22 protein-coding genes are annotated in these 22,165 nt (G+C 70.8%); 1 reads left to right on the top strand and 21 read right to left on the bottom strand.

All coding sequences use genetic code 11. The features are described from left to right. Positions 1 to 129: 129 nt before the first annotated feature. The 11 genes from rpoZ to pyrR form a co-directional block, all read right to left on the bottom strand. On the bottom strand, positions 130 to 402 hold the full coding sequence (rpoZ, locus tag OG852_RS39165; protein ID WP_003977348.1) for a DNA-directed RNA polymerase subunit omega: 273 nt from the start codon (positions 400 to 402) through the stop codon (positions 130 to 132). A 50-nt stretch (positions 403 to 452) separates the two neighbouring features. After that, a complete protein-coding gene (gene gmk / locus OG852_RS39160) occupies positions 453 to 1,046 on the bottom strand; it encodes a guanylate kinase (RefSeq protein WP_133913311.1) in 594 nt (197 codons plus the stop codon). 60 nt (positions 1,047 to 1,106) lie between these two features. Further along, on the bottom strand, positions 1,107 to 1,430 hold the full coding sequence (locus tag OG852_RS39155) for an integration host factor (RefSeq protein WP_003977346.1): 324 nt from the start codon (positions 1,428 to 1,430) through the stop codon (positions 1,107 to 1,109). A 312-nt stretch (positions 1,431 to 1,742) separates the two neighbouring features. Continuing rightward, on the bottom strand, positions 1,743 to 2,585 hold the full coding sequence (gene pyrF / locus OG852_RS39150) for an orotidine-5'-phosphate decarboxylase (RefSeq protein WP_133913312.1): 843 nt from the start codon (positions 2,583 to 2,585) through the stop codon (positions 1,743 to 1,745). Further along, a complete protein-coding gene (locus OG852_RS39145; RefSeq protein ID WP_133913313.1) occupies positions 2,582 to 3,688 on the bottom strand; it encodes a quinone-dependent dihydroorotate dehydrogenase in 1,107 nt (368 codons plus the stop codon). The genes pyrF and OG852_RS39145 overlap by 4 nt, the downstream gene beginning before the upstream one ends. A gap of 76 nt (positions 3,689 to 3,764) precedes the next feature. Beyond that, the gene (gene carB / locus OG852_RS39140) at positions 3,765 to 7,073 is read right to left on the bottom strand and encodes a carbamoyl-phosphate synthase large subunit (protein WP_133913314.1); all 3,309 of its coding nucleotides are present in this window, start codon (positions 7,071 to 7,073) and stop codon (positions 3,765 to 3,767) included. After that, on the bottom strand, positions 7,066 to 8,208 hold the full coding sequence (gene carA / locus OG852_RS39135; RefSeq protein WP_330350349.1) for a glutamine-hydrolyzing carbamoyl-phosphate synthase small subunit: 1,143 nt from the start codon (positions 8,206 to 8,208) through the stop codon (positions 7,066 to 7,068). The genes carB and carA overlap by 8 nt, the downstream gene beginning before the upstream one ends. Next, a complete protein-coding gene (locus OG852_RS39130; RefSeq protein ID WP_133913316.1) occupies positions 8,205 to 8,774 on the bottom strand; it encodes a PH-like domain-containing protein in 570 nt (189 codons plus the stop codon). Before OG852_RS39130 ends, carA begins: the two co-directional genes overlap by 4 nt. Continuing rightward, positions 8,771 to 10,057, bottom strand: coding sequence for a dihydroorotase (locus OG852_RS39125; RefSeq protein WP_330350348.1), 1,287 nt, complete (start codon positions 10,055 to 10,057; stop codon positions 8,771 to 8,773). Before OG852_RS39125 ends, OG852_RS39130 begins: the two co-directional genes overlap by 4 nt. A 6-nt stretch (positions 10,058 to 10,063) precedes the next feature. Continuing rightward, positions 10,064 to 11,044: an aspartate carbamoyltransferase catalytic subunit gene (locus OG852_RS39120; RefSeq protein ID WP_133913318.1), complete on the bottom strand. Its 981-nt coding sequence runs from the start codon at positions 11,042 to 11,044 to the stop codon at positions 10,064 to 10,066. A 91-nt stretch (positions 11,045 to 11,135) separates the two neighbouring features. After that, on the bottom strand, positions 11,136 to 11,699 hold the full coding sequence (gene pyrR / locus OG852_RS39115) for a bifunctional pyr operon transcriptional regulator/uracil phosphoribosyltransferase PyrR (protein ID WP_133913319.1): 564 nt from the start codon (positions 11,697 to 11,699) through the stop codon (positions 11,136 to 11,138). Between the two features lie 253 nt (positions 11,700 to 11,952). Between pyrR and bldD the strand changes: the two genes are divergently transcribed. Next, positions 11,953 to 12,453 (top strand): transcriptional regulator BldD, encoded by a 501-nt coding sequence (gene bldD, locus OG852_RS39110; protein WP_020128858.1) that lies wholly within the window; start codon positions 11,953 to 11,955, stop codon positions 12,451 to 12,453. 163 nt (positions 12,454 to 12,616) lie between these two features. On the opposite strand, the gene nusB is transcribed toward bldD, so the two are convergent. From nusB to ruvX, 10 genes are all read right to left on the bottom strand, one after another. Next, positions 12,617 to 13,051, bottom strand: a complete 435-nt coding sequence (gene nusB / locus OG852_RS39105) for a transcription antitermination factor NusB (RefSeq protein WP_133913320.1) — start codon at positions 13,049 to 13,051, stop codon at positions 12,617 to 12,619. 2 nt (positions 13,052 to 13,053) lie between these two features. Then, positions 13,054 to 13,620, bottom strand: coding sequence for an elongation factor P (efp, locus tag OG852_RS39100; protein ID WP_133913321.1), 567 nt, complete (start codon positions 13,618 to 13,620; stop codon positions 13,054 to 13,056). A 49-nt stretch (positions 13,621 to 13,669) separates the two neighbouring features. After that, on the bottom strand, positions 13,670 to 14,779 hold the full coding sequence (locus tag OG852_RS39095; protein WP_330350347.1) for an aminopeptidase P family protein: 1,110 nt from the start codon (positions 14,777 to 14,779) through the stop codon (positions 13,670 to 13,672). A 143-nt stretch (positions 14,780 to 14,922) separates the two neighbouring features. Further along, a complete protein-coding gene (locus OG852_RS39090) occupies positions 14,923 to 15,807 on the bottom strand; it encodes a Pro-rich N-terminal domain-containing protein (RefSeq protein ID WP_133913323.1) in 885 nt (294 codons plus the stop codon). A 166-nt stretch (positions 15,808 to 15,973) separates the two neighbouring features. Beyond that, a complete protein-coding gene (gene aroB, locus OG852_RS39085) occupies positions 15,974 to 17,071 on the bottom strand; it encodes a 3-dehydroquinate synthase (RefSeq protein WP_330350346.1) in 1,098 nt (365 codons plus the stop codon). Further along, positions 17,068 to 17,583 carry a shikimate kinase gene (locus tag OG852_RS39080; RefSeq protein ID WP_330350345.1) on the bottom strand — a complete coding sequence of 172 codons (516 nt, stop codon included), beginning with the start codon at positions 17,581 to 17,583 and terminating at the stop codon, positions 17,068 to 17,070. Before OG852_RS39080 ends, aroB begins: the two co-directional genes overlap by 4 nt. Continuing rightward, complete coding sequence (aroC, locus tag OG852_RS39075; protein ID WP_330350344.1) at positions 17,580 to 18,764, bottom strand: chorismate synthase; 1,185 nt, start codon at positions 18,762 to 18,764, stop codon at positions 17,580 to 17,582. The genes OG852_RS39080 and aroC overlap by 4 nt, the downstream gene beginning before the upstream one ends. Positions 18,765 to 18,970: 206 nt before the next feature. Further along, on the bottom strand, positions 18,971 to 19,825 hold the full coding sequence (locus OG852_RS39070; RefSeq protein ID WP_330350343.1) for a shikimate dehydrogenase: 855 nt from the start codon (positions 19,823 to 19,825) through the stop codon (positions 18,971 to 18,973). Continuing rightward, positions 19,806 to 21,569: an endolytic transglycosylase MltG gene (mltG, locus tag OG852_RS39065; RefSeq protein WP_330350342.1), complete on the bottom strand. Its 1,764-nt coding sequence runs from the start codon at positions 21,567 to 21,569 to the stop codon at positions 19,806 to 19,808. The genes OG852_RS39070 and mltG overlap by 20 nt, the downstream gene beginning before the upstream one ends. Positions 21,570 to 21,693: 124 nt before the next feature. Further along, positions 21,694 to 22,158, bottom strand: coding sequence for a Holliday junction resolvase RuvX (gene ruvX / locus OG852_RS39060; protein WP_133913329.1), 465 nt, complete (start codon positions 22,156 to 22,158; stop codon positions 21,694 to 21,696). Positions 22,159 to 22,165 lie beyond the last annotated feature (7 nt).

The raw sequence follows: 22,165 nt of genomic DNA, 5'->3' as shown, positions 1-22,165 counted from the left end.
TCCCCGTCTCTCCCCGGCGCGGCAACGTACGAGTCCATCACACACCACAGGCCCGGCAGGGGCACTGCCGGGCCTGTGGATAAGTCAGACGCAGTCTGAACGTACTACTGCGACCATGTGCTGCTGCGCCTACTGCGCGGGGCCCTCGATGGCCTCGGACGTCAGCAGACCCGCGTTGATCTCGCGGAGCGCGATCGAGAGGGGCTTCTCGTGGACGTGGGTGTCGACGAGCGGACCGACGTACTCGAGGAGGCCCTCGCCGAGCTGCGAGTAGTACGCGTTGATCTGGCGGGCCCGCTTGGCCGCGTAGATCACGAGGCTGTACTTCGAGTCGGTGGCCTCGAGGAGCTCGTCGATCGGCGGGTTGATGATGCCCTCGGGCGCGGAGATGGAAGAGGACACGCTCTACCTTCCGATGGGTGGGAAAGGATCGATCCGTGCGACCATCACGATCACACGACATCCATCAAGGCTAGCAGCTCACGCGCCACGTCCTCGACGGAGGTGTTGACCAGGGTCACGTCGAACTCCGGCTCGGCCGCGAGTTCGATCTTCGCGGCGTCCAGCCGGCGCTCGATGACCTCGGGCGGCTCGGTGCCCCGCCCGGTGAGTCTGCGGACGAGCTCCTCCCAGGAGGGGGGAGCCAGGAACACGAGCTGGGCGTCCGGCATGGACTCGCGGACCTGCCGGGCACCCTGGAGGTCGATCTCCAGGAGGACGGGCTCACCCGCCTCCAGACGCTCCAGCACGGCGCCTCGCGGCGTGCCGTAGCGGTTCCCGGCGAACTCGGCCCACTCCAGCAGCTCGCCGTTGGCGATCAGCTTGTCCATCTCGTCGTCGGTGACGAAGAAGTAGTGGACTCCGTGCTGCTCACCGGGGCGCGGCTTGCGGGTCGTCGCCGACACCGAGAGCCAGACCTCGGGGTGTTCCTTGCGCATATGAGCGACGACCGTGCTCTTGCCGACCCCTGAGGGGCCGGAGAGCACGGTCAGCCGCGGACGTACGTCCGGGGGCTCGGGGGTCGTCCCCCGGAATGTTGCAGCCATGCAGCGATTATTCCAGCAATCCCGGAGTGCCCGGGACTCCCTTCCCGGCAGTACCCCGGATCAGGAGCCGGTGCTGCCGAACTCACGCTCCAGGGAGGCGATCTGGTTGGAACCGAGACCGCGCACGCGGCGGCTCTCGGAGATGCCGAGTCGCTCCATGATCTGCTTGGCGCGGACCTTGCCCACGCCCGGCAGGGACTCGAGCAGCGCGGAGACCTTCATCTTGCCGATGACGTCGTTCTCCTGACCCTGCTTGATGACCTCGTGCAGGGAGGCGCCGGAGTGCTTGAGTCGATTCTTGACCTCGGCCCGCTCCCGGCGAGCCGCGGCGGCCTTTTCGAGCGCGGCTGCGCGCTGTTCGGGGGTAAGGGGCGGAAGAGCCACGCCTACGTCACCTCGGATGTCGAACTGTCGGATACGGACCGGTGAGGAACCTAGTCGCCCCACACCTAGGGAGCTACGAGCAACACGCTCTGCCCGTTCTCCCCCACTGCTTGAAAGAGCGTGGGGGTACCCCCACTGCTCGGAGACTAGCGGCCAAGTCCGCCTGAGTCAGCGAGAACAGAGGAAAAGTCCTGGTCAGCCTCTGTCAGGACAGGATATTTCAGACATAGTGCCCCGGATTTGAGGATGTATCCAGCCTCAAATCGGCCACGAAGCACTGATCGGAGGTTTGAAACGCCCTCGGACCGGCCGTCAGGAAGACTCCAGCGTGACGCGGATCTCATCCGCGAAACGGTCCGCGGCGTCACGCAGCGCGATCACGTCGGGACCGTGGCGCAACACTCCCCGGCTGACGTTCGGCACGACGTTGCGCAGCACGCTCCCGAACACCCCGGGAAGGTCGGCCGGCGTCGCCCCCTGCGCCCCCACGCCGGGTGCCAGAAGCGGCCCGTTGATGTCGAGGTCGTAGGACGAGAGGTCACCCAGGGTCGCCCCGACGACCGCCCCGAAGGACCCCAGGGGCTCCTCACCCGCGTTCTCGACGGTCAGATGGGCCAGCATGGTCGCGCCGACGTCGCGGCCGTCCGTCCGCACCGCGTGCTGCACCTCGCCGCCCTCCGGGTTGGAGGTGAGCGCCAGGACGAACAGGCCCGCGCCGTTCTCCCGGGCGAGCGCGACGGCGGGGCTGAGCGAGCCGTAGCCCAGGTACGGCGAGACGGTCAGCGCGTCGGAGAACAGCGGCGCGTCCTTGTGCAGGAAGGACTCGGCGTAGGCGGCCATGGTGGAGCCGATGTCGCCGCGCTTGGCGTCCATGACCACCAGGGCACCGGCGGCCCGCGCCTCCTGCACCGACCTCTCCAGGACGGCGATCCCGCGCGAGCCGAACCGCTCGAAGAAGGCGCTCTGCGGCTTCAGCACGGCGACCCGGCCGGCCACCGCCTCGACGACCGTGCGGCTGAACCGCTCCAGACCCGCCACGTCGTCGTTCAGGCCCCACTCGACCAGCAGGGAGCGGTGCGGGTCGATCCCGACGCACAGGGGACCGCGCTCGTCCATCGCCCGGCGCAGGCGCGCGCCGAAGGGCTCGAGGGTCATACCGTCTTCCTCACGTCGGCGCCGACCGCGTCGGCGAGGGTGGCGTACGGGCTCGTGCGCAGCCGCGCGGCGAGCCCCTTGTGGATCGCGCGGCCCCAGAAGGGCCCCTCGTAGACGAAGGCGCTGTAGCCCTGGACCAGCGTGGCACCGGCCAGGATGCGCTGCCAGGCGTCCTCGGCGTCCTCGATGCCGCCGACGCCCACCAGGGTGATCCGGTCCCCCACGCGCGCGTAGAGCCGCCTGAGCACCTCCAGCGAGCGCGCCTTCAGGGGCGCCCCGGACAGGCCGCCGGTCTCCTTGACCGTCGAGGGGTCCGACCGCAGACCGAGTCCCTCGCGCGCGATGGTGGTGTTGGTGGCGATGATCCCGTCCAGGCCGAGCTCCACCGCGAGGTCGGCGACCGCGTCCACGTCCTCGTCGGCGAGGTCCGGGGCGATCTTCACCAGCAGCGGGACGCGCCGGGCGGTCACCGTGCGGTCGGCGGCCTCGCGCACGGCGCTCAGCAGCGGGCGCAGCGCTTCGGTGGCCTGCAGGTTGCGCAGCCCCGGGGTGTTCGGCGACGACACGTTGACGACCAGGTAGTCGGCGTGCGGGGCGAGCCGCTCGGTGGACTTCACGTAGTCGGCGGCCGCCTCCTCCTCGGGGACGACCTTGGTCTTGCCGATGTTGACGCCCACGACCGTCCGGAAGACGGGCGTGCGGGAGGCCAGGCGGGCGGCGACGGCGAGCGAGCCCTCGTTGTTGAAGCCCATGCGGTTGATGAGCGCGCGGTCCGGCACGAGCCGGAAGAGCCGCTTCCTGGGGTTGCCCGGCTGCGGCTCCCCGGTGACCGTGCCGATCTCGACGTGGTCGAAGCCCAGCATCGACATGCCGTCGATCGCGACGGCGTTCTTGTCGAAGCCGGCGGCGAGCCCGAAGGGGCCGTGCATGCGCAGCCCGAACGCCTCGGTGCGCAGCTCCTTGTGGCGCGGCGCGAGGACGGCGGCGACGAAGGTGCGCAGCACGGGGATGCGGACGGCGAGCCGGATCCAGCGGAAGGCCAGGTGGTGGGCCTGCTCCGGGTCCATCCGCCGGAAGACGAGGTTGAAGAAGATCTTGTACATGGTTCCCTCATGGAGAGCCCTCATCAAGAGCGCTCATGAAGAGGGGGACACCGTTTCCGGTGTCCCCCTCGGGCTGCTAGTCGCGGGCCGCGGTCAGGTGTTCCGCGTGTTCCTGGAGCGAGCGGACGCCCACGTCGCCGTGGTTGAGCGCGTCGATGCCCTGGACGGCGGCGGCGAGCGCCTGGACCGTCGTCAGGCACGGCACGGACCGGGCCACGGCCGCCGTACGGATCTCGTAGCCGTCGAGGCGGCCGCCGGTGCCGTACGGGGTGTTGACGATGAGGTCGACCTCGCCGTCGTGGATGAGCTGGACGATGGTCTTCTCGCCGTTCGGGCCGGCGCCCTCGAACTGCTTGCGCACCACCGTGGCCTTGATGCCGTTGCGCTTGAGGACCTCGGCGGTGCCGGAGGTGGCGAGCAGCTCGAACCCGTGGGCGACCAGCTCGCGGGCCGGGAAGATCATCGAGCGCTTGTCGCGGTTGGCGACCGAGATGAACGCGCGGCCCTTGGTGGGCAGCGGGCCGTAGGCCCCGGCCTGCGACTTGGCGTACGCCGTGCCGAAGACGGAGTCGATGCCCATGACCTCGCCGGTGGAGCGCATCTCCGGGCCGAGGACGGTGTCCACGCCACGGCCGGAGGGGTCGCGGAAGCGGGTCCACGGCATCACGGCCTCCTTGACGGAGATCGGCGCGTCCAGCGGCAGTTCACCGCCGTCGCCGGTGGCCGGGAGCAGCCCCTCGGCCCGCAGCTCGGCGACGGTCGCGCCCAGCGAGATGCGGGCGGCGGCCTTCGCGAGCGGTACCGCGGTCGCCTTGGAGGTGAAGGGGACGGTCCGGGACGCGCGCGGGTTGGCCTCCAGGACGTAGAGGATGTCGCCGGCCATCGCGAACTGGATGTTGATCAGGCCGCGCACGCCGACGCCCTTGGCGATGGCCTCGGTGGAGGCGCGCAGGCGCTTGATGTCGAAGCCGCCGAGGGTGATCGGGGGCAGGGCGCAGGCGGAGTCGCCGGAGTGGATGCCGGCCTCCTCGATGTGCTCCATGACGCCGCCGAGGTAGAGCTCGGTGCCGTCGTAGAGCGCGTCGACGTCGATCTCGATGGCGTCGTCGAGGAAGCGGTCGACGAGGACCGGCCGGGTGGGGCTGATCTCGGTCGACTCGGCGATGTAGGCGGACAGCCGGGTCTCGTCGTAGACGATCTCCATGCCGCGGCCGCCGAGGACGTACGACGGCCGGACGAGGACCGGGTAGCCGATCTCGTCGGCGATGGCCTTGGCCTCGGCGAAGGTGGTGGCGGTGCCGTGCTTGGGGGCGGGCAGGCCGGCCTCGGCGAGGACGCGTCCGAAGGCGCCCCGGTCCTCGGCCGCGTGGATGGCCTCGGGCGAGGTGCCGACGATCGGCACGCCGTTGTCCTTCAGGGCCTGCGCGAGGCCGAGCGGGGTCTGGCCGCCGAGCTGGACGACGACTCCGGCGATCGGTCCGGCCTGTGCCTCCGCGTGGACGATCTCCAGCACGTCCTCCAGGGTGAGCGGCTCGAAGTAGAGCCGGTCGGAGGTGTCGTAGTCGGTGGAGACGGTCTCCGGGTTGCAGTTGACCATCACGGTCTCGTACCCGGCGTCGGACAGCGCGAAGGAGGCGTGGACGCAGGAGTAGTCGAACTCGATGCCCTGGCCGATGCGGTTGGGGCCGGAGCCCAGGATGATCACCGCGGGCTTCTCGCGGGGCGCGACCTCGGTCTCCTCGTCGTAGGAGGAGTAGAAGTACGGGGTCTTCGCGGCGAACTCGGCGGCGCAGGTGTCGACCGTCTTGTAGACCGGGCGCACGCCCAGCGCGTGCCGGACCTCGCGGACGACGTCCTCGCGCAGCCCGCGGATCTCGCCGATCTGCTGGTCGGAGAAGCCGTGCCGCTTGGCCTCGGCGAGCAGGTCGGCGTCCAGGCGCTCGGCGGCGGCCAGCTCGTCCGCGACCTCCTTGATGAGGAAGAGCTGGTCGACGAACCAGGGGTCGATCTTCGTGTACGCGAAGACCTCCTCCGGCGTGGCGCCCGCGCGGATGGCCTCCATGACGGTGTTGATCCGGCCGTCGGTGGGGCGCACGGCCGCTTCGAGGAGCGCGACCTTGTCGCCGGTCTCGCCGACGAAGGTGAACTGGCTGCCCTTCTTCTCCAGCGAGCGCAGCGCCTTCTGGAAGGCCTCGGTGAAGTTGCGGCCGATGGCCATGGCCTCGCCGACCGACTTCATGGTGGTGGTCAGCGTGGAGTCGGCCTGCGGGAACTTCTCGAAGGCGAACCGGGGGGCCTTGACGACCACGTAGTCGAGGGTGGGCTCGAAGGAGGCCGGGGTCTCCTGCGTGATGTCGTTGGGGATCTCGTCGAGGGTGTAGCCGACGGCGAGCTTGGCGGCGATCTTGGCGATCGGGAAGCCGGTCGCCTTGGAGGCGAGCGCGGAGGACCGCGACACGCGCGGGTTCATCTCGATGACGATGACCCGGCCGTCCTCGGGGTTCACCGCGAACTGGATGTTGCAGCCGCCGGTGTCCACGCCGACCTCGCGGATCACGGCGATGCCGATGTCGCGCAGGATCTGGTACTCGCGGTCGGTGAGCGTCATCGAGGGCGCGACGGTGATCGAGTCACCGGTGTGCACGCCCATGGGGTCGAAGTTCTCGATGGAGCAGACGACCACGACGTTGTCGTGCTTGTCGCGCATCAGCTCCAGCTCGTACTCCTTCCAGCCGAGGATGGACTCCTCCAGGAGCACCTCGGTGGTCGGCGAGAGCGTGAGGCCCTGGCCCGCGATGCGGCGCAGCTCCTCCTCGTCGTGGGCGAAGCCGGAGCCGGCGCCGCCCATGGTGAAGGAGGGGCGGACGACGACCGGGTAGCCGCCGAGGGTGTCGACGCCCGCGAGGACCTCGTCCATGGTGTGGCAGATGACCGAGCGGGCGGACTCGCCGTGCCCGATCTTCTTGCGGACCTCCTCGACGACCTCCTTGAACAGGTCGCGGTCCTCGCCCTTGTGGATGGCCTCCACGTTGGCGCCGATCAGCTCGACGCCGTACTTCTCCAGGACGCCGTTCTCGTGCAGCGAGATGGCGGTGTTGAGGGCCGTCTGGCCGCCCAGGGTGGGCAGGAGGGCGTCGGGGCGCTCCTTGGCGATGATCTTCTCGACGAACTCGGGGGTGATCGGCTCGACGTAGGTGGCGTCGGCGATCTCCGGGTCGGTCATGATCGTCGCCGGGTTGGAGTTGACCAGGACGACCCTGAGGCCCTCGGCGCGCAGGATGCGGCACGCCTGAGTGCCGGAGTAGTCGAACTCGGCGGCCTGGCCGATGACGATCGGGCCGGAGCCGATGACCAGGACGGACTGGATATCGGTGCGCTTAGGCACGCTGGCCCTCCATCAGGGATACGAAGCGGTCGAACAGGTAGGCGGCGTCGTGCGGGCCGGCTGCCGCTTCGGGGTGGTACTGGACGGAGAAGCCCGGCTGGTCGAGCAGCTGGAGCCCCTCCACGACGTCGTCGTTGAGGCAGACGTGGGACACCTCGGCGCGGCCGAACGGCGTCTCGCTGACCCGGTCGAGCGGCGCGTCGACGGCGAAGCCGTGGTTGTGCGCGGTGACCTCGACCTTGCCGGTCGTGCGGTCCTGGACCGGCTGGTTGATGCCCCGGTGGCCGTACTTCAGCTTGTAGGTGCCGAAGCCGAGGGCGCGGCCGAGGATCTGGTTGCCGAAGCAGATGCCGAAGAGCGGCGTCCTGCGCTCCAGGACGGCGGTCATGAGGGCGACCGGGCCGTCGGCGGTGGCCGGGTCTCCGGGGCCGTTGGAGAAGAACACGCCGTCGGGGTTCACGGCGTAGACGTCGTCGGCGGTCGCGGTGGCGGGCAGCACGTGCACCTCGATGCCGCGCTGGGCCATCCGGTGCGGGGTCATGCCCTTGATGCCGAGGTCGACGGCGGCGACGGTGAACTTCTTCTCGCCGATCGCCGGGACGACGTACGCCTCCTTGGTCGCGACCTCCTCGAAGAGGCTCGCGCCCTTCATCTGCGGCTGGGCCTGCACGCGCGCGAGGAGCTCGGTCTCCGCGCCGACCGCCTCGCCGGAGAAGATGCCGGCCCGCATGGAGCCGCGCTCGCGCAGATGGCGGGTGAGGGCGCGGGTGTCGATGCCGGAGATCCCGACGATGTCCTGGGCGACCAGTTCGTCGTCCAGGGAGCGGCGGGCGCGCCAGTTGGACGGCACGCGCGCGGGGTCGCGCACGACGTAGCCGGAGACCCAGATGCGGCTCGACTCGTCGTCCTCGTCGTTCCAGCCGGTGTTGCCGATCTGGGGGGCGGTCGCGACGACGATCTGGCGGTCGTACGACGGGTCGGTCAGGGTCTCCTGGTAGCCGGTCATGCCGGTGGAGAACACCGCTTCGCCGAAGGTCTCCCCCACGGCCCCGTAGGCGCGGCCGCGGAAGATGCGGCCGTCCTCCAGGACGAGTACGGCGGGAGTCTTCGCAGCTCCCCTGGTGGAGGTCGTCATCGTTCGGCGCCTTCCGTCGTGTTGTTCTTGATCATGGAATTGATGGCTTCGACCCACTCGGTGTGCTCGGCCGCGTGGTCGGAGCGGAAACCGGAGTCGATCAGCTTGTCGCCGTGCTGCCAGGTCACCACCAGCAGTCCGCCCTCGGTGAGGACCTTGCCGGCGATGCCCTTGCCGAGCAGCGCCTCGCGCAGCGCCGCGGCCGGGACGAAGAAGTCGGTCGCGCCGGGGCGTACGACGTCCAGGCCCGCGTCGGTGAGCGTCAGCTCGACGCGGCTGCGGGTGCCCAGGCCGTGCGCCACGATGCGGTCGAGCCACTGCCCGGCGGTGGTGGAGCCGTGGTAGCGGCCGCTCATCGTCAGTCTCGCCTCGCCGGGCTCGTCCGGCGCGGTGGGAAGCTCGGGAAGGTCGCCCTGGAGGGTGCCGCGCCACTTCCAGCCCTCGCGCATCAGCCAGTAGACGAGCGCGACGAAGAGTCCGAGGCCGACCACCCAGCCGATCCGCGCGGCCCAGTCGGTCACTTCGGCCGATTGCTTCCCGGCCGCGAGCAGTAGAGCAGATGTCACGTGAGCTTCCCGTCGACGAGCGTGGCCTTGCCCCGGAGCCACGTGTGCGTCACACGGCCCGGCAGCTCACGCCCCTCGTACGGGGTGTTGCGGCTGCGCGAGGCGAAGCCCGCGGGGTCCACGGACCCACGGTATGCCGTGTCGACGAGCGTGAGGTTGGCGGGCTCACCTGCCGAGACGGGGCGTCCGTGGCCGGTGGCCCGGCCGATCCGCGCGGGCGTGAAGGACATGCGGTCGGCGACCCCGGCCCAGTCGAGCAGGCCCGTCTCCACCATGGTCTCCTGGACCACCGACAGCGCGGTCTCCAGGCCCACCATCCCCATGGCGGCGGCGGCCCACTCGCAGTCCTTGTCCTCGTGGGGGTGCGGGGCGTGGTCGGTGGCGACGATGTCGATCGTGCCGTCGGCGAGGGCCTCGCGCAGGGCGCGTACGTCGCGTTCGGTGCGCAGCGGCGGGTTGACCTTGTAGACGGGGTTGTACGAGCGGACCAGCTCGTCGGTGAGGAGCAGGTGGTGCGGGGTGACCTCGGCGGTGACGTCGATGCCGCGGGACTTGGCCCAGCGGACGATCTCGACGGAGCCGGCGGTCGACAGGTGGCAGATGTGGACGCGGGAGCCGACGTGCTCGGCGAGCAGGACATCCCGGGCGATGATCGACTCCTCGGCCACCGCGGGCCAGCCCCCGAGGCCCAGCTCGGCGGAGACGACGCCCTCGTTCATCTGGGCGCCCTCGGTCAGCCGCGGCTCCTGGGCGTGCTGGGCGACGACCCCGCCGAAGGCCTTCACGTACTCGAGCGCGCGTCGCATGATCACCGCGTCGTCGACGCACTTGCCGTCGTCGGAGAAGACGGTGACGCCGGCCGCGCTCTCGTGCATGGCGCCGAGCTCGGCGAGCTTCCTGCCCTCCAGGCCGACGGTGACGGCGCCGATCGGCTGCACGTCGCAGTAGCCGTGCTCCTGGCCGAGCCGGTAGACCTGCTCGACGACGCCGGCGGTGTCGGCGACCGGGAAGGTGTTGGCCATGGCGAACACGGCGGTGTAGCCGCCGGAGGCCGCCGCGCGCGTGCCGGTGAGCACGGTCTCGGAGTCCTCTCGGCCCGGCTCGCGCAGATGGGTGTGCAGGTCGACCAGGCCCGGCAGCAGCACCTTGCCGGCGGCCTCGACGACCTCGGCGCCCTCGGCGCTCAGGCCCGTGCCCACCTCGGCGACGGTGGAACCGTCGATCAGGACGTCCTGCGGCTCGCCGCCGAGCACCTTCGCACCACGGATCAGGATCTTGCTCATGGGTTCTTACTTCTCCTCGGTGGTGCGGGCGTGGCTGACGGCGGGCTCGTTGCCGCCCAGGAGCAGGTAGAGGACGGCCATCCGGATCGACACGCCGTTGGCGACCTGCTCGACGACGGTGCAGCGCTCGGAGTCGGCGACCTCGGCGGTGATCTCCATGCCGCGGACCATCGGCCCGGGGTGCATCACGATGGCGTGCTCGGGCATCCGCGCCATGCGGTCGCCGTCGAGGCCGTAGCGCCGCGAGTACTCGCGCTCGGTCGGGAAGAAGGCGGCGTTCATGCGCTCGCGCTGGACGCGGAGCATCATCACGGCGTCGGACTTGGGCAGGACGGCGTCGAGGTCGTACGACACCTCGCAGGGCCAGTTCTCCACGCCGACCGGCACCAGGGTGGGCGGGGCGACCAGGGTGACCTCGGCGCCCAGCGTGTGCAGCAGGTCGACGTTGGAGCGGGCGACCCGGCTGTGCAGGACGTCGCCGACGAGGGTGATGCGCCTGCCGGAGAGGTCCTGCCCGATCCCCGCGTCCCGGCCGATCAGCCGGCGGCGCATGGTGAACGCGTCCAGGAGCGCCTGGGTGGGGTGCTGGTGGGTGCCGTCCCCGGCGTTGACGACGACCGCGTCGATCCAGCCGGAGGTGGCGAGCCGGTACGGGGCCCCCGACGCGCCGTGCCGGATGACGACGGCGTCGACGCCCATGGCCTCCAGCGTCTGGGCGGTGTCCTTCAGGGACTCGCCCTTGGACACGCTGGAGCCCTTGGCGGAGAAGTTGATCACGTCCGCGGACAGGCGCTTCTCGGCGGCCTCGAACGAGATACGCGTGCGCGTGGAGTCCTCGAAGAAGAGGTTGACGATCGTGCGGCCGCGCAGGGTGGGGAGTTTCTTGATGGGCCGGTCGGCGACCCGGGCCATCTCCTCGGCGGTGTCGAGGATCAGGACGGCGTCGTCGCGGGTGAGGTCGGCGGCCGAGATGAGATGACGCTGCATCTGTCAGGCTCCGTAAGGGAATTCGGGAGGTTTCGGGCAGACAGGGGCACGGCGGCGGGGCCTGCGGCCCACCGGGCCGCACGCGCGCGTGCTACTGCCGGGCGGTCCGCTGCACACCGAGCAGCACGGTGTCGCGACCGTCCTCCTCGGCGAGCTGGACCTTGACCGTCTCCCGCAGCGACGTGGGGAGGTTCTTGCCGACGTAGTCGGCGCGGATGGGCAGTTCGCGGTGGCCCCGGTCGACGAGGACCGCGAGCTGCACCGCGCGCGGGCGCCCGATGTCGTTCAGGGCGTCGAGGGCGGCGCGGATGGTGCGGCCTGAGAAGAGCACGTCGTCGACGAGGACGACGAGCTTGCCGTCGATGCCGTCACCGGGGATCTCGGTGCGGGCCAGCGCACGCGGCGGATGCATCCGCAGGTCGTCGCGGTACATGGTGATGTCGAGGGAGCCGACCGGGATCTTGCGGTCGGTGATCTGCTCGAGCTTGACGGCGAGCCGCTGGGCGAGGAACACACCCCGGGTGGGAATGCCGAGGAGCACCACGTCGTCGGCACCCTTGGCACGCTCGACGATCTCGTGGGCGATGCGGGTCAGCACCCGCGCGATGTCGGGGCCTTCGAGGACGGGCCGCGCATCGGACGTTGGGGAGTCCATACGAAAGGGACCTCCTTCTCCGCCTCACGGGACGGATCTTAAAGGACGTCGGGTTTGCGCCATCCACCGTAGCAGCCCGCGGGGACGCCCTGATCACCCCCTTGGCGTAATCGGCCATCGATACCACGGAAGAGTCGGTGTGGACCATTCGGCTTGACGCAGAAGAATCACGCTGCGTAACCTCACAATGAGTTACCAGCCGCGCGGTACGGAACCCAAAGCCGGCCGCGTCGACCCAGTGCCGGGGAGCTATATGTCCAGCGAATACGCCAAACAGCTCGGGGCCAAGCTCCGGGCGATCCGCACCCAGCAGGGCCTTTCCCTCCACGGTGTCGAGGAGAAGTCCCAGGGACGCTGGAAGGCGGTCGTGGTCGGTTCGTACGAGCGCGGCGACCGTGCCGTGACCGTGCAGCGCCTCGCCGAGCTGGCGGACTTCTACGGCGTCCCCGTACAGGAGCTGCTGCCCGGCACCACCCCCGGCGGGGCGGCCGAGCCGCCGCCGAAGCTGGTCCTGGACCTGGAGCGACTGGCCCATGTGCCGGTCGAGAAGGCCGGCCCCCTGCAGCGCTACGCGGCGACGATCCAGTCCCAGCGCGGTGACTACAACGGCAAGGTGCTGTCGATCCGCCAGGACGACCTGCGCACCCTGGCCGTCATCTACGACCAGTCGCCCTCGGTCCTCACCGAGCAGCTCATCAGCTGGGGCGTGCTGGACGCCGACGCGCGTCGCGCGGTCTCCCACGAGGAGGGCTGAGCCGCTCCGCGGCTGAGCAGAAACGTACCGTCGGGGTGGCCGGAACCAAGCGGTTCCGGCCACCCCGACGGCGTTCTGAAGGCCTGCGCGGCGCCGGGGGCACCGATACGCCGGAGGGCCCGCAGCATGGACGCTGCGGGCCCTCCGGCGTTCGTCGTACCGCTTACGCCTCGTCCCGGCGCAGGGACGGCTTGAGCTCCTTCAGCCGGGCGAGCAGGCCGTTGACGAACGACGGCGAGTCGTCGGTGGAGAACTCCTTCGCGAGCTGCACCATCTCGTCGATGACGACGGCGTCCGGGGTCTCGTCGACCCAGATCAGCTCATAGGCGCCGAGCCGCAGGATGTTGCGGTCGACGACCGGCATCCGGTCGAGCGTCCAGCCCACGGAGTACTGCGCGATCAGCTCGTCGATCCGCTTCACGTGGTCCGCGTAGCCCTCGACCAACTGCATCGTGTACTCGCTCACCGGCGGCTGCCGGGTGTCGGCCCGGGAGTGCCGGACCCAGTCCGCGAGGACCGTGAGGACGTCGGCGCCGCGCTGGTCGCCCTCGAAGAGGATCTGGAAGGCGCGCTTGCGGGCCGTGTTGCGGGCAGCCACGGTTAGCTGTTCACCCGGCCGAGGTAGTCGCTGGTGCGGGTGTCGACCTTGATCTTCTCACCGGTGGTGATGAAGAGCGGGACCTGGATCTGGTGGCCGGTCTCCAGCTTGGCGGGCTTGGTGCCGCCCGTGGAGCGGTCGCCCTGCAGGCCCGGCTCGGTCTCGGCGATGGTCAGTTCGACGGCGGCCGGCAGCTCGACGAAGAGCACCTCGCCCTCATGGCGGGCGACCGTGGCCTCGAAGCCCTCGACGAGGAAGTTCGCGGCGTCGCCGACGGTCTTCCGGTCGATGTGCAGCTGGTCGTAGGTCTCCATGTCCATGAAGACGAAGTAGTCGCCGTCCATGTACGAGAACTGCATGTCGCTCTTGTCGACAGTGGCCGTCTCGACCTTGACGCCGGCGTTGAAGGTCTTGTCGACCACCTTGCCGGACAGCACGTTCTTGAGCTTGGTGCGCACGAAGGCCGGGCCCTTGCCGGGCTTGACGTGCTGGAACTCGACGACGGACCAGAGCTGGCCGCCTTCGAGCTTGAGCACCAGGCCGTTCTTGAGGTCGTTCGTGGAAGCCACGGTTGCGGAATCTCCTGGACTGACGTGGACGACCCCGGGGCACGCACCTCTACAGCGCGAGCAGCTCCTTGGTCGTGATGGTGAGTAGCTCGGGTCCGCCGTCCGCCTCGGGGCGCACGACGAGCGTGTCATCGATCCGGACACCGCCCCGGCCCGGGAGGTGGACCCCCGGTTCGACGGTGACCGGCACGCAAGCGTCCAGTTTACCCATGGCCGCGGGAGTCAACTGCGGGTCCTCGTCGATTTCGAGTCCGACCCCGTGCCCCGTCAGCGCCGGGAGACCCCGGGCGTACCCCGCGGAGTCCAGTACCTGGCGGGCGGCGCGGTCCACGTCGCGGTAGGCGGCGCCGGGCGCCAGGGACTCGCGCCCGGCGCGCTGGGCTGCGAAGACGAGGTCGTACAGCTCGATCTGCCAGTCGGCGGGGGACGTACCGATGACGAACGTGCGGCCGATCTCGCAGCGGTAGCCGCGGTAGGTTGCGCCGAGGCAGACCGAGAGGAAGTCGCCCTCCTCGACCCTCCGGTCCGTGGGACGGTGGCCGGGGCGGCCGGAGTTGGGGCCGGTGGCGACCGAGGTGGGGAAGGCCGGGCCGTCGGCGCCGTGGTCGACGAGCCGGCGTTCGAGTTCGAGGGCGAGATGACGCTCGGTGCGGCCGACGAGGATGGACTCCAGCAGCTCGCCGAGGGCCTGGTCGGCGATCTCGGCGCCGACGCGGAGGCAGGAGATCTCCTCCTCGTCCTTGACGACGCGGAGCTGTTCCACGGCGCCGCCTAGGTCGGCGAGGCGCAGGCGGGGGGCGACCGAGCGCAGGGCGCGGTGGCGGGCCACCGTGAGGTGGTGTTCCTCGACGGCCAGGGAGTCTCCGCCCTCGGCCGTGAGGATGCCCGCGGCGGCGACGGCGGGGTCGCCGCCGGCGTGGGGCAGGGTGTGGACCCGGAGGTGCTCGTCCGGGCGGGCTCCCTCGGCGGGGCGGTCGTCGGGCGGGCCCGCGCAGACGAGGAGGTCCTCCTGCTTGCCCAGGAGCAGGACGGCGCCCTGCGGGGCCGCGCCTGCGAGGTATCTCACGTTGGCCGGGCGGGAGATCAACGCGGAGGCGCTGCCGCTGGAGCTGCAGCGGTCTCTGAGTCGCGCGCGGCGGGTCCCGTACACCTCTGACATGTGTCGAGCGTATGAGGGGTGCGGGGAATGTGCCGGTTGGGAGGGGCCGAGTGGGGGGCGGGGGTGGGAGCGGGTGCGTTGTCGGGTGCGGGACGGTGGGGGCTTGTCGCGCAGTTCCCCGCGCCCCTAAGAGATCACGTGCTCTACCACTTCGGTGGGCTGGCGATCGCTCTCGACAGGACGTCGTCCAGGACCTTTGCCGTCGACGGGACGTCCAGGTGGGAGTTGTCGATGATCGGAAGGCCCGAGCCGTACCAGCCGGCCATGCGGCCGTGGATGCGGGCGACCTCCTCGTCGGTGAGGCGGCGGTTGCCGGAGCGCTGGGCGTTGCGTTCCAGGACGACCTCCAGGCCGGGGAGGAGGACGACCGGCAGGAGGCCGGGGCCGACGTGGCGCTTCCAGCCGCCGAGGCCGACGACCGGGCGGTCGGGGAAGATCGCGTCGTCGAGGATGCAGGAGATCCCGTTGGCCAGGAAGTTGCGGGCGGCGAAGCCGCAGGTGCGGCGGGCCAGGCGGTACTGCGCCTCGGAGTGGTCGTTCCAGCCGCGCTGGGGGTCGGCGAAGCCCGAGCGGACCCATTCGCGGACGTCGTCGAGGCTGACGTGGGCGGTGGGGACCCGGCGGTGGTCGGCCCAGAACTTGGCGACGCTGGTCTTGCCGGCGCCCGCGGGGCCGATGAGGAGCACGGCCACGGTGGTGGTCGCGAGGTCCGGGCCGGGTGCCGTGGGCGGGGCGGTGGGCATCGTCACGGGGCCGCCGGGCGGCAGCGGGACATGACCGGTGACCTCGGTGCCGGCCGGGGCGGGCGCGTGCTGCGGGGCCGGGGGCGGCGGCACGGGCGGGACCGGGGGCCGGGGCGCCGGCGGGACGGGCCCGGAAGGCGGTGGGGCGCCGAGGTAGCCCGGCTGCTGCGGAGGGCTGCCCGGCTGGGGCGGGCCCGGGTGGTGTGCGGCCGGCGACCAGCCGGCGGCCGGACCGTGCCCCTGCTGGTGGGGCGGCGGCAGCGGAGAACCCACTGCGTGCTGCATCCGGTGCCACTCCGTCTCGTACAGGCAATGGGCCGCTGGCTGGGGGAGCTGCCCCCGTTTTCGATTCTGAACGGTACCGCCCCCGGCCGTCGTTTGGTGAACGGCCGGGGGCGGTCCGAAGTGCCCGCTGTGAAAGGCGAATCGGGCGGAAGGGATCCCGCGGGACCTACTGGCCGACTTCGCCGTAGGCGGCGAGCAGCACCGCCGGGTCGGGGCCCTCCAGGACGGTCGGCTTGGCGAGTCCGTCGAGGACGATGAAGCGCAGCAGGTCGCCCCGCGACTTCTTGTCGACCTTCATGGTCTCCAGCAGCTTGGGCCACTGGTCGTGGCGGTAGTGGAGGGGAAGACCGACCGATTCCAGGATCGTGCGGTGGCGGTCCGCCGTCGCGTCGTCCAGACGGCCCGCGAGGCGGCCCAGCTCTGCGGCGAAGTGCATGCCGACGGACACGGCGGCGCCGTGGCGCCACTTGTAGCGCTCGTTCTTCTCGATGGCGTGCGCGAGGGTGTGGCCGTAGTTGAGGATCTCCCGCAGACCCGACTCCTTCAGGTCGGAGGAGACCACGTCCGCCTTGACCTTGATGGAGCGTTCGATGAGCTCGGCGGTGTGCGGGCCGGCCGGGGTGCGGGCGGCCTCGGGGTCGGACTCGATGAGGTCGAGGATGGCCGGGTCGGCGATGAAGCCGGCCTTGATGATCTCGGCGAGCCCGGAGACGTAGTCGTTGACCGGGAGGGAGTCCAGCGCGGCCAGGTCGCACAGCACCCCGGCCGGCGGATGGAAGGCGCCGACGAGGTTCTTGCCCTCGGCGGTGTTGATGCCGGTCTTGCCGCCGACGGCCGCGTCGACCATGGCGAGCACGGTGGTCGGTACGGCGATCCAGCGCACCCCGCGCAGCCAGGTGGCGGCCACGAACCCGGCGAGGTCGGTGGTCGCGCCGCCGCCGACGCCCACGACCACGTCGGTGCGGGTGAAGCCGGACTGGCCGAGAGCCTTCCAGCAGTACGCGGCGACCTCGGCGGTCTTCGCCTCCTCCGCGTTGGGCACCTGGATGGCGACGGCCTCGTAGCCCTGCTCGACGAGGTCGGCGCGGAGCGCGTCCCCGGTCTCGGCGAGGGCCTCGGGGTGGATCACCGCGACGCGCCTGGCCTTGGGGCCGATCAGTCCGCCGAGCTCGCCGAGGAGCTGACGGCCGACCAGGACCTCGTACGGCTCGGAGCCCGCGCTGCCGCCGACCCGGATCCGGGTCACCGCCTCACTGCTGCTCATGCTTCCTTCAACTCCAGTGCGTCCAGGGCGGCTTGGGTGACCTCTTCGGGCGTACGGCCGTCGGTCGGTACGACGGCGGTGGCGATGCCCTCGTACAGGCTGCGGCGGGCCTCCATCAGCTCGCGCCACTGCTTGCGCGGGTTGACGGCGAGCAGCGGGCGGGCCGCGTTGAGGCCGGTGCGCTGGACGGCCTCCTCGACCTCCATCGACAGATAGACCACGCGCTGGTCCGCCAGCAGGGCGCGGCTGTCGGCGTCCAGGACGGAACCGCCGCCGAGGGCCAGGACGCCCCGGTGCTCGGCGAGCGCGCGTCGCACGGCCGCCTTCTCGAGCGCGCGGAACGTCTCCTCGCCCTCGTCGACGAAGATCTCCGCGATGCTGCGGCCCTGCTCGGTGACGATGTCGTCGTCGGTGTCCCGGTAGCCGACGCCGAGCCGCTCGGCGAGGAGCTGCCCGACGGTGGACTTGCCGACGCCCATCGGGCCGACCAGGACGACCAGGGGCCCGCTCATCGGATGTGGAGGTGGTCGAGGTAGGACCGGACGTTGCGGCGGGTCTCGGGGACGCTGTCGCCGCCGAACTTCTCCGCGACGGCGTCCGCCAGGACGAGGGCCACCATGGCCTCGGCGACGATGCCGGCCGCGGGGACCGCGCAGACGTCGGAGCGCTGGTGGTGCGCCTGGGCCTCCTCGCCGGTGGTCACGTCGACCGTCCGCAGGGCGCGCGGCACGGTCGCGATCGGCTTCATCGCGGCGCGTACGCGCAGCAGCTCGCCGGTGGTCAGACCGCCCTCGGTGCCGCCGGAGCGGCCGGAGGAGCGCCGGATGCCCTCGGGGGTGGTGAGGATCTCGTCGTGGGCCTTGGAGCCGGGCACGCGCGCGAGGTCGAAGCCGTCGCCGACCTCGACGCCCTTGATGGCCTGGATGCCCATGAGGGCGGCGGCGAGCCGGGCGTCGAGGCGGCGGTCCCAGTGGACGTGGGAGCCGAGGCCCACGGGTACGTCGTACGCCAGGACCTCGACCACGCCGCCGAGGGTGTCGCCGTCCTTGTGGGCCTGGTCGATCTCCGCGACCATCGCCTTCGAGGCGTCGGCGTCCAGGCAGCGCACCGGGTCGGCGTCCAGCTTCTCGACGTCGGCGGGGGTGGGGTAGACGCCGTAGGGCGCCCTGGCGGCGGCCAGTTCGATCACGTGGGAGACGATCTCGATGCCGGCCGTCTCCTTGAGGTACGAGCGGGCGATCGCGCCGAGGGCCACGCGGGCGGCCGTCTCGCGGGCGGAGGCGCGCTCCAGGATCGGGCGGGCCTCGTCGAAGCCGTACTTCTGCATACCGGCCAGGTCGGCGTGGCCGGGGCGGGGGCGGGTCAGCGGGGCGTTGCGGGCGAGGCCGGCGAGGATCTCCGGGTCGACCGGGTCGGCCGACATGACCTGTTCCCACTTGGGCCACTCGGTGTTGCCGACCATGATCGCGATCGGGGAGCCCAGGGTCAGGCCGTGCCGGACGCCGCCGAGGAAGGTGACCTCGTCGCGCTCGAACTTCATCCGCGCGCCGCGACCGTAGCCGAGCCGCCGCCGCGCGAGGTGGTCGGCCACCATCTCCGTGGTGATCGGCACGCCGGCGGGAAGGCCCTCCAGCGTCGCGACAAGTGCGGGACCGTGGGACTCCCCCGCGGTCAGCCAACGCAGCCTGCTCAACGATGCTCCTCAGTGCTCGCGCCCCGGTACTGCCCTACGCGCGTCCTCGCGTACGTCCTGGCCCGACCGGGTGCGCGGCTCCGGCCGGCCACCTCGATCCTCCCACGTCCGGGGCACGGACCGGGCGCCCGGTCCATTAGACGGACGAAACGGCGGACGCGCCGCTCGTTATCGACGGCCCCGGGCGCGGCGCGCGGCGGCCCTGTTCAGGGCCGGCCGCTCCGCCGGGACGTGAGGGCGTGTTCGCCCGCCTTGCGCATGGCCTCCAGCGGGGCCGGGGCGATGCCGGTCATCTGTTCGACCTGGAGTACGGCCTGGTGGACGAGGAGGTCGAGCCCGCTGACGACGGCCCCGCCGAACATGGACCAGCGGGCGGCCAGCCCGGTCGGCCAGGGGTCGTACAGGACGTCGAAGAGGGTGGCGGGGCGCTCGGGCACCGAGGCCGCCAGGGCGTCCGTCGTCCCGGCGGGGGTGGTCGCGACGACCAGCGGGAAGCCGAGGGCCTCGGGAGCCTCGGACCAGTCGGCGATCCGGACCTCGACGTCGAGGCGCTCGCCCCACTGCCGCATCTCGGCGGCCCGGGCCTCGCTGCGGACGTACGCGACGATCTCGCCGGAGCAGACCCGGGACAGGGCGGCGAGCGCCGAGGACGCGGTGGCGCCTGCGCCGAGGATCGCGGCCGCGTCGACCTGCTCGACGCCGTGCTCGCGCAGGGCGGCGACCATGCCGGGGATGTCGGTGTTGTCGCCGACGCGGCGGCCGTCCTCGGTGAACACCAGCGTGTTGACCGCGTCCACCGAGGCGGCCGTCTCGCTGATCTCGTCGAGCAGCGGGATCACGGCCCGCTTGAGCGGCATGGTCAGGGACAGCCCGGCCCACTCCCCGCCGAGTCCGTCGACGAAGCCGGGCAGGGCGGCCTCGTCGATCTCGAAGCGGTCGTACGTCCAGTCGGTGAGTTCGAGCGCCTCGTAGGCGGCGCGGTGCAGCACCGGGGAGAGGGAGTGGGCGATGGGGCTGCCGAGAACGGCGGCCCGATGGGCGTCAGTTGCCCGTGCTCTCATCGAACTTGTCCTTGAGCTTCAGGAAATCTGCGTGCGTCTTGGCGAATTCGGTCTTGCTCACCCCGTCGGTCGCCACGAAGTAGTACCAGCCGTCGTCGGTCGGATTCAGCATCGCCTTGATGGCGACATCGCCGGGGTTGCCGATCGGTCCGGGCGGCAGGCCCTTGTTGGTGTAGGTGTTGTACGGATCCTTGTTGCTGTTGATCTCCGACTCGCTGATATTGATCTTGCTTTCGCCCCTCAGGTAGTTGAAGGTCGAGTCGAACTGCAGGAATCCGTACGTCTCGGGGTTCGCGCGGTCGAGGCGGTTGTAGATCACCTCCGCCATCTTGCGGTAGTCCTCGACGGTCTTGCCCTCGGCCTGGACGAGGCTCGCGACCGTGACCATCTGGAGCGGGCTGCTCAGCTTGAACGTCTTGGCCTTGGCCTCGAGGTCGTACTCCGCGTACTTCTTCGCGGCGTTGGTCACCATCCCCTTGAGCACCGCCTCGGGCTTCATGCCCTTGGCCGCGGGATAGGTGCCCGGGAAGAGGAAGCCCTCCAGGGGGTCCTTTATGTTGCTGTTGTCGTTCGCCCACTTGGGCAGTCCGAGAGTCTTCCAGCCCTTCTCGGCGACCTTGCGGGTGGTGCCGGCGGAAACGTCGAGTTTCTCGTCGATGGCCTTGTAGATCTGCACATTGCGCTGGCCGGGCGCGACCAGCACATTGGCCTGGCTGTCGCCGTCGAGCATCATCTCGACCGCGGCCTTCGCGGACATCTCCTTCTTCAGGATGTACGCGCCCGCCTGGATCTTGTCCCCGTCGGGGTTGTTGGTGGCCGCGGAGACGAAGGCGTCGACGCTCTTGACGACCCCGGCCTCCTTCAGCAGCCGGCCGATCGCCGCTCCGCCCGAGCCCTCGGGCACCTGGACGCTGACCGTCTGGCTCGTGCCGTTGCCGGCGTAGTCCGGGGCCGCGCCGTAACGATTCTGGTAGAAGTGGTAGCCGAAGTAGCCGACCCCGCCGAGACCACCAGCGAACACCAGGACGACCACCAGACAGGCGCACCCGTTGCGGCTCTTCTTCTTGCCCTTGCCGCCCTTGGCTTCCTTGCCGCCGCGCCCCCTGCGGCCCCCGCGGCCGTCGGGATCGTCGTCGTCCTCGTCGTCGCCGGCGTCCCCGCCCGCGAAGAAGGCGTGCTCGCCCTGGTCGGGCCCGGGGTCCCAGTCGGGTTTCTCCTCTGCCTCCGGCTCCGCGGCAGGCTCCGGTTCGGTGACCCGCCGGGCAGGAGGTTCCGGCGGCGGATAAGCGTCCGGGGTGCCGTAGAAGTCGGGCTGCTCGGCCCCGTACGCGGCGGGCTGCTGGCCGTAAGGGTCACCGGGGTCGGCGGCGTACGGGACATGGGCGTGGGTGCCCGTGCCGTCCCAGCCGCCTTGCTGATACCCCTCGTTGTAGCCCTGCTGCCCCTGCTGGCCCTGTGCGGGGGGCATGTACTGCTGCTGGTACTGCTGAGGGTCGTAGGGCTGCTGCGGGTACTGCTGCTGACCGTACTGGTGCGGGTCGTACTGCTGCGCCTGTCCGTTGCCCCAGTCGCCGTATCCCGGCTGCTGCGGCTGCTGCGGGTAGTGGTGGTGCTGCGGCTGGCCGCCGTAGGCAGGCTGATGGCCCTGGTGGGCCTGCTGCTGCCCGTCCCATCCGCCGTCCCCGTACAACGGGTCCTCCGGATGCCACGGTTCGGAGCCTGGGCCCCGGCCATACTCAGTCATCGATCCCCTAGAGCCGCGAGGCGGCGATCACGCGGCCTTCCCAGGTCCGTCACCGTTCCGCCTCTCTCTGTGCGGCGGCTGTTCGAACACCTACCGCATCGCGCGGAACGTTACCGTATCGCGATCAGATGACCACTTCGACGCCCTCGCCCGGTGCTTTACCTGACACCCGTTCGGATTCCAGGGCCTGCTGAAGGATGATCACAGCGGCCGCCTGGTCGATCACCGACCGGCCCTTCTTCGCTTTCACCCCTGACGCGCGCAGTCCCTGACTGGCCGTCACGGTCGTCATCCGCTCGTCCACCAGGCGCACGGAGACGGGGGCGATGCCCTTCGCGAGTTCCTCAGCGAAGCCGCGAACCTTTACCGCGGCGGGGCCCTCGCCCCCCTTGAGGGAGCGAGGGAGACCGACGACGACCTCGATCGGTTCGTACTCCTCGACGAGCTGCCTCAGCCGTCGGTGGGCGGCCGGGAGGTCCCGGCCGGGGACCGTCTCCACCGGGGTGGCGAGGATTCCGTCGGGGTCGCACGAGGCGACCCCGATCCGGGCGTCCCCGACATCGATCGCGAGTCGACGGCCCCTGCGCATCGGCTCG

Source organism: Streptomyces sp. NBC_00582 (assembly GCF_036345155.1).
Classification (GTDB): domain Bacteria; phylum Actinomycetota; class Actinomycetes; order Streptomycetales; family Streptomycetaceae; genus Streptomyces.
This window is presented reverse-complemented; position numbering and strand designations above follow the sequence as displayed.

Excerpts from the sequence above, each read along its gene's own strand:
- OG852_RS39070 (WP_330350343.1), bottom strand. The coding sequence starts at position 19,825 with ATGAGAGCACGGGCAACTGACGCCCATCGGGCCGCCGTTCTCGGCAGC.
- aroB (WP_330350346.1), bottom strand. The coding sequence starts at position 17,071 with ATGAGCAGCAGTGAGGCGGTGACCCGGATCCGGGTCGGCGGCAGCGCG.
- OG852_RS39120 (WP_133913318.1), bottom strand. The coding sequence starts at position 11,044 with ATGCAGCGTCATCTCATCTCGGCCGCCGACCTCACCCGCGACGACGCC.
- OG852_RS39095 (WP_330350347.1), bottom strand. The coding sequence starts at position 14,779 with ATGTCAGAGGTGTACGGGACCCGCCGCGCGCGACTCAGAGACCGCTGC.
- carA (WP_330350349.1), bottom strand. The coding sequence starts at position 8,208 with ATGACGACCTCCACCAGGGGAGCTGCGAAGACTCCCGCCGTACTCGTC.
- OG852_RS39090 (WP_133913323.1), bottom strand. The coding sequence starts at position 15,807 with ATGCAGCACGCAGTGGGTTCTCCGCTGCCGCCGCCCCACCAGCAGGGG.
- OG852_RS39125 (WP_330350348.1), bottom strand. The coding sequence starts at position 10,057 with ATGAGCAAGATCCTGATCCGTGGTGCGAAGGTGCTCGGCGGCGAGCCG.
- bldD (WP_020128858.1), top strand. The coding sequence starts at position 11,953 with ATGTCCAGCGAATACGCCAAACAGCTCGGGGCCAAGCTCCGGGCGATC.
- gmk (WP_133913311.1), bottom strand. The coding sequence starts at position 1,046 with ATGGCTGCAACATTCCGGGGGACGACCCCCGAGCCCCCGGACGTACGT.
- mltG (WP_330350342.1), bottom strand. The coding sequence starts at position 21,569 with ATGACTGAGTATGGCCGGGGCCCAGGCTCCGAACCGTGGCATCCGGAG.
- pyrR (WP_133913319.1), bottom strand. The coding sequence starts at position 11,699 with ATGGACTCCCCAACGTCCGATGCGCGGCCCGTCCTCGAAGGCCCCGAC.
- OG852_RS39080 (WP_330350345.1), bottom strand. The coding sequence starts at position 17,583 with ATGAGCGGGCCCCTGGTCGTCCTGGTCGGCCCGATGGGCGTCGGCAAG.
- OG852_RS39145 (WP_133913313.1), bottom strand. The coding sequence starts at position 3,688 with ATGTACAAGATCTTCTTCAACCTCGTCTTCCGGCGGATGGACCCGGAG.
- ruvX (WP_133913329.1), bottom strand. The coding sequence starts at position 22,158 with ATGCGCAGGGGCCGTCGACTCGCGATCGATGTCGGGGACGCCCGGATC.
- pyrF (WP_133913312.1), bottom strand. The coding sequence starts at position 2,585 with ATGACCCTCGAGCCCTTCGGCGCGCGCCTGCGCCGGGCGATGGACGAG.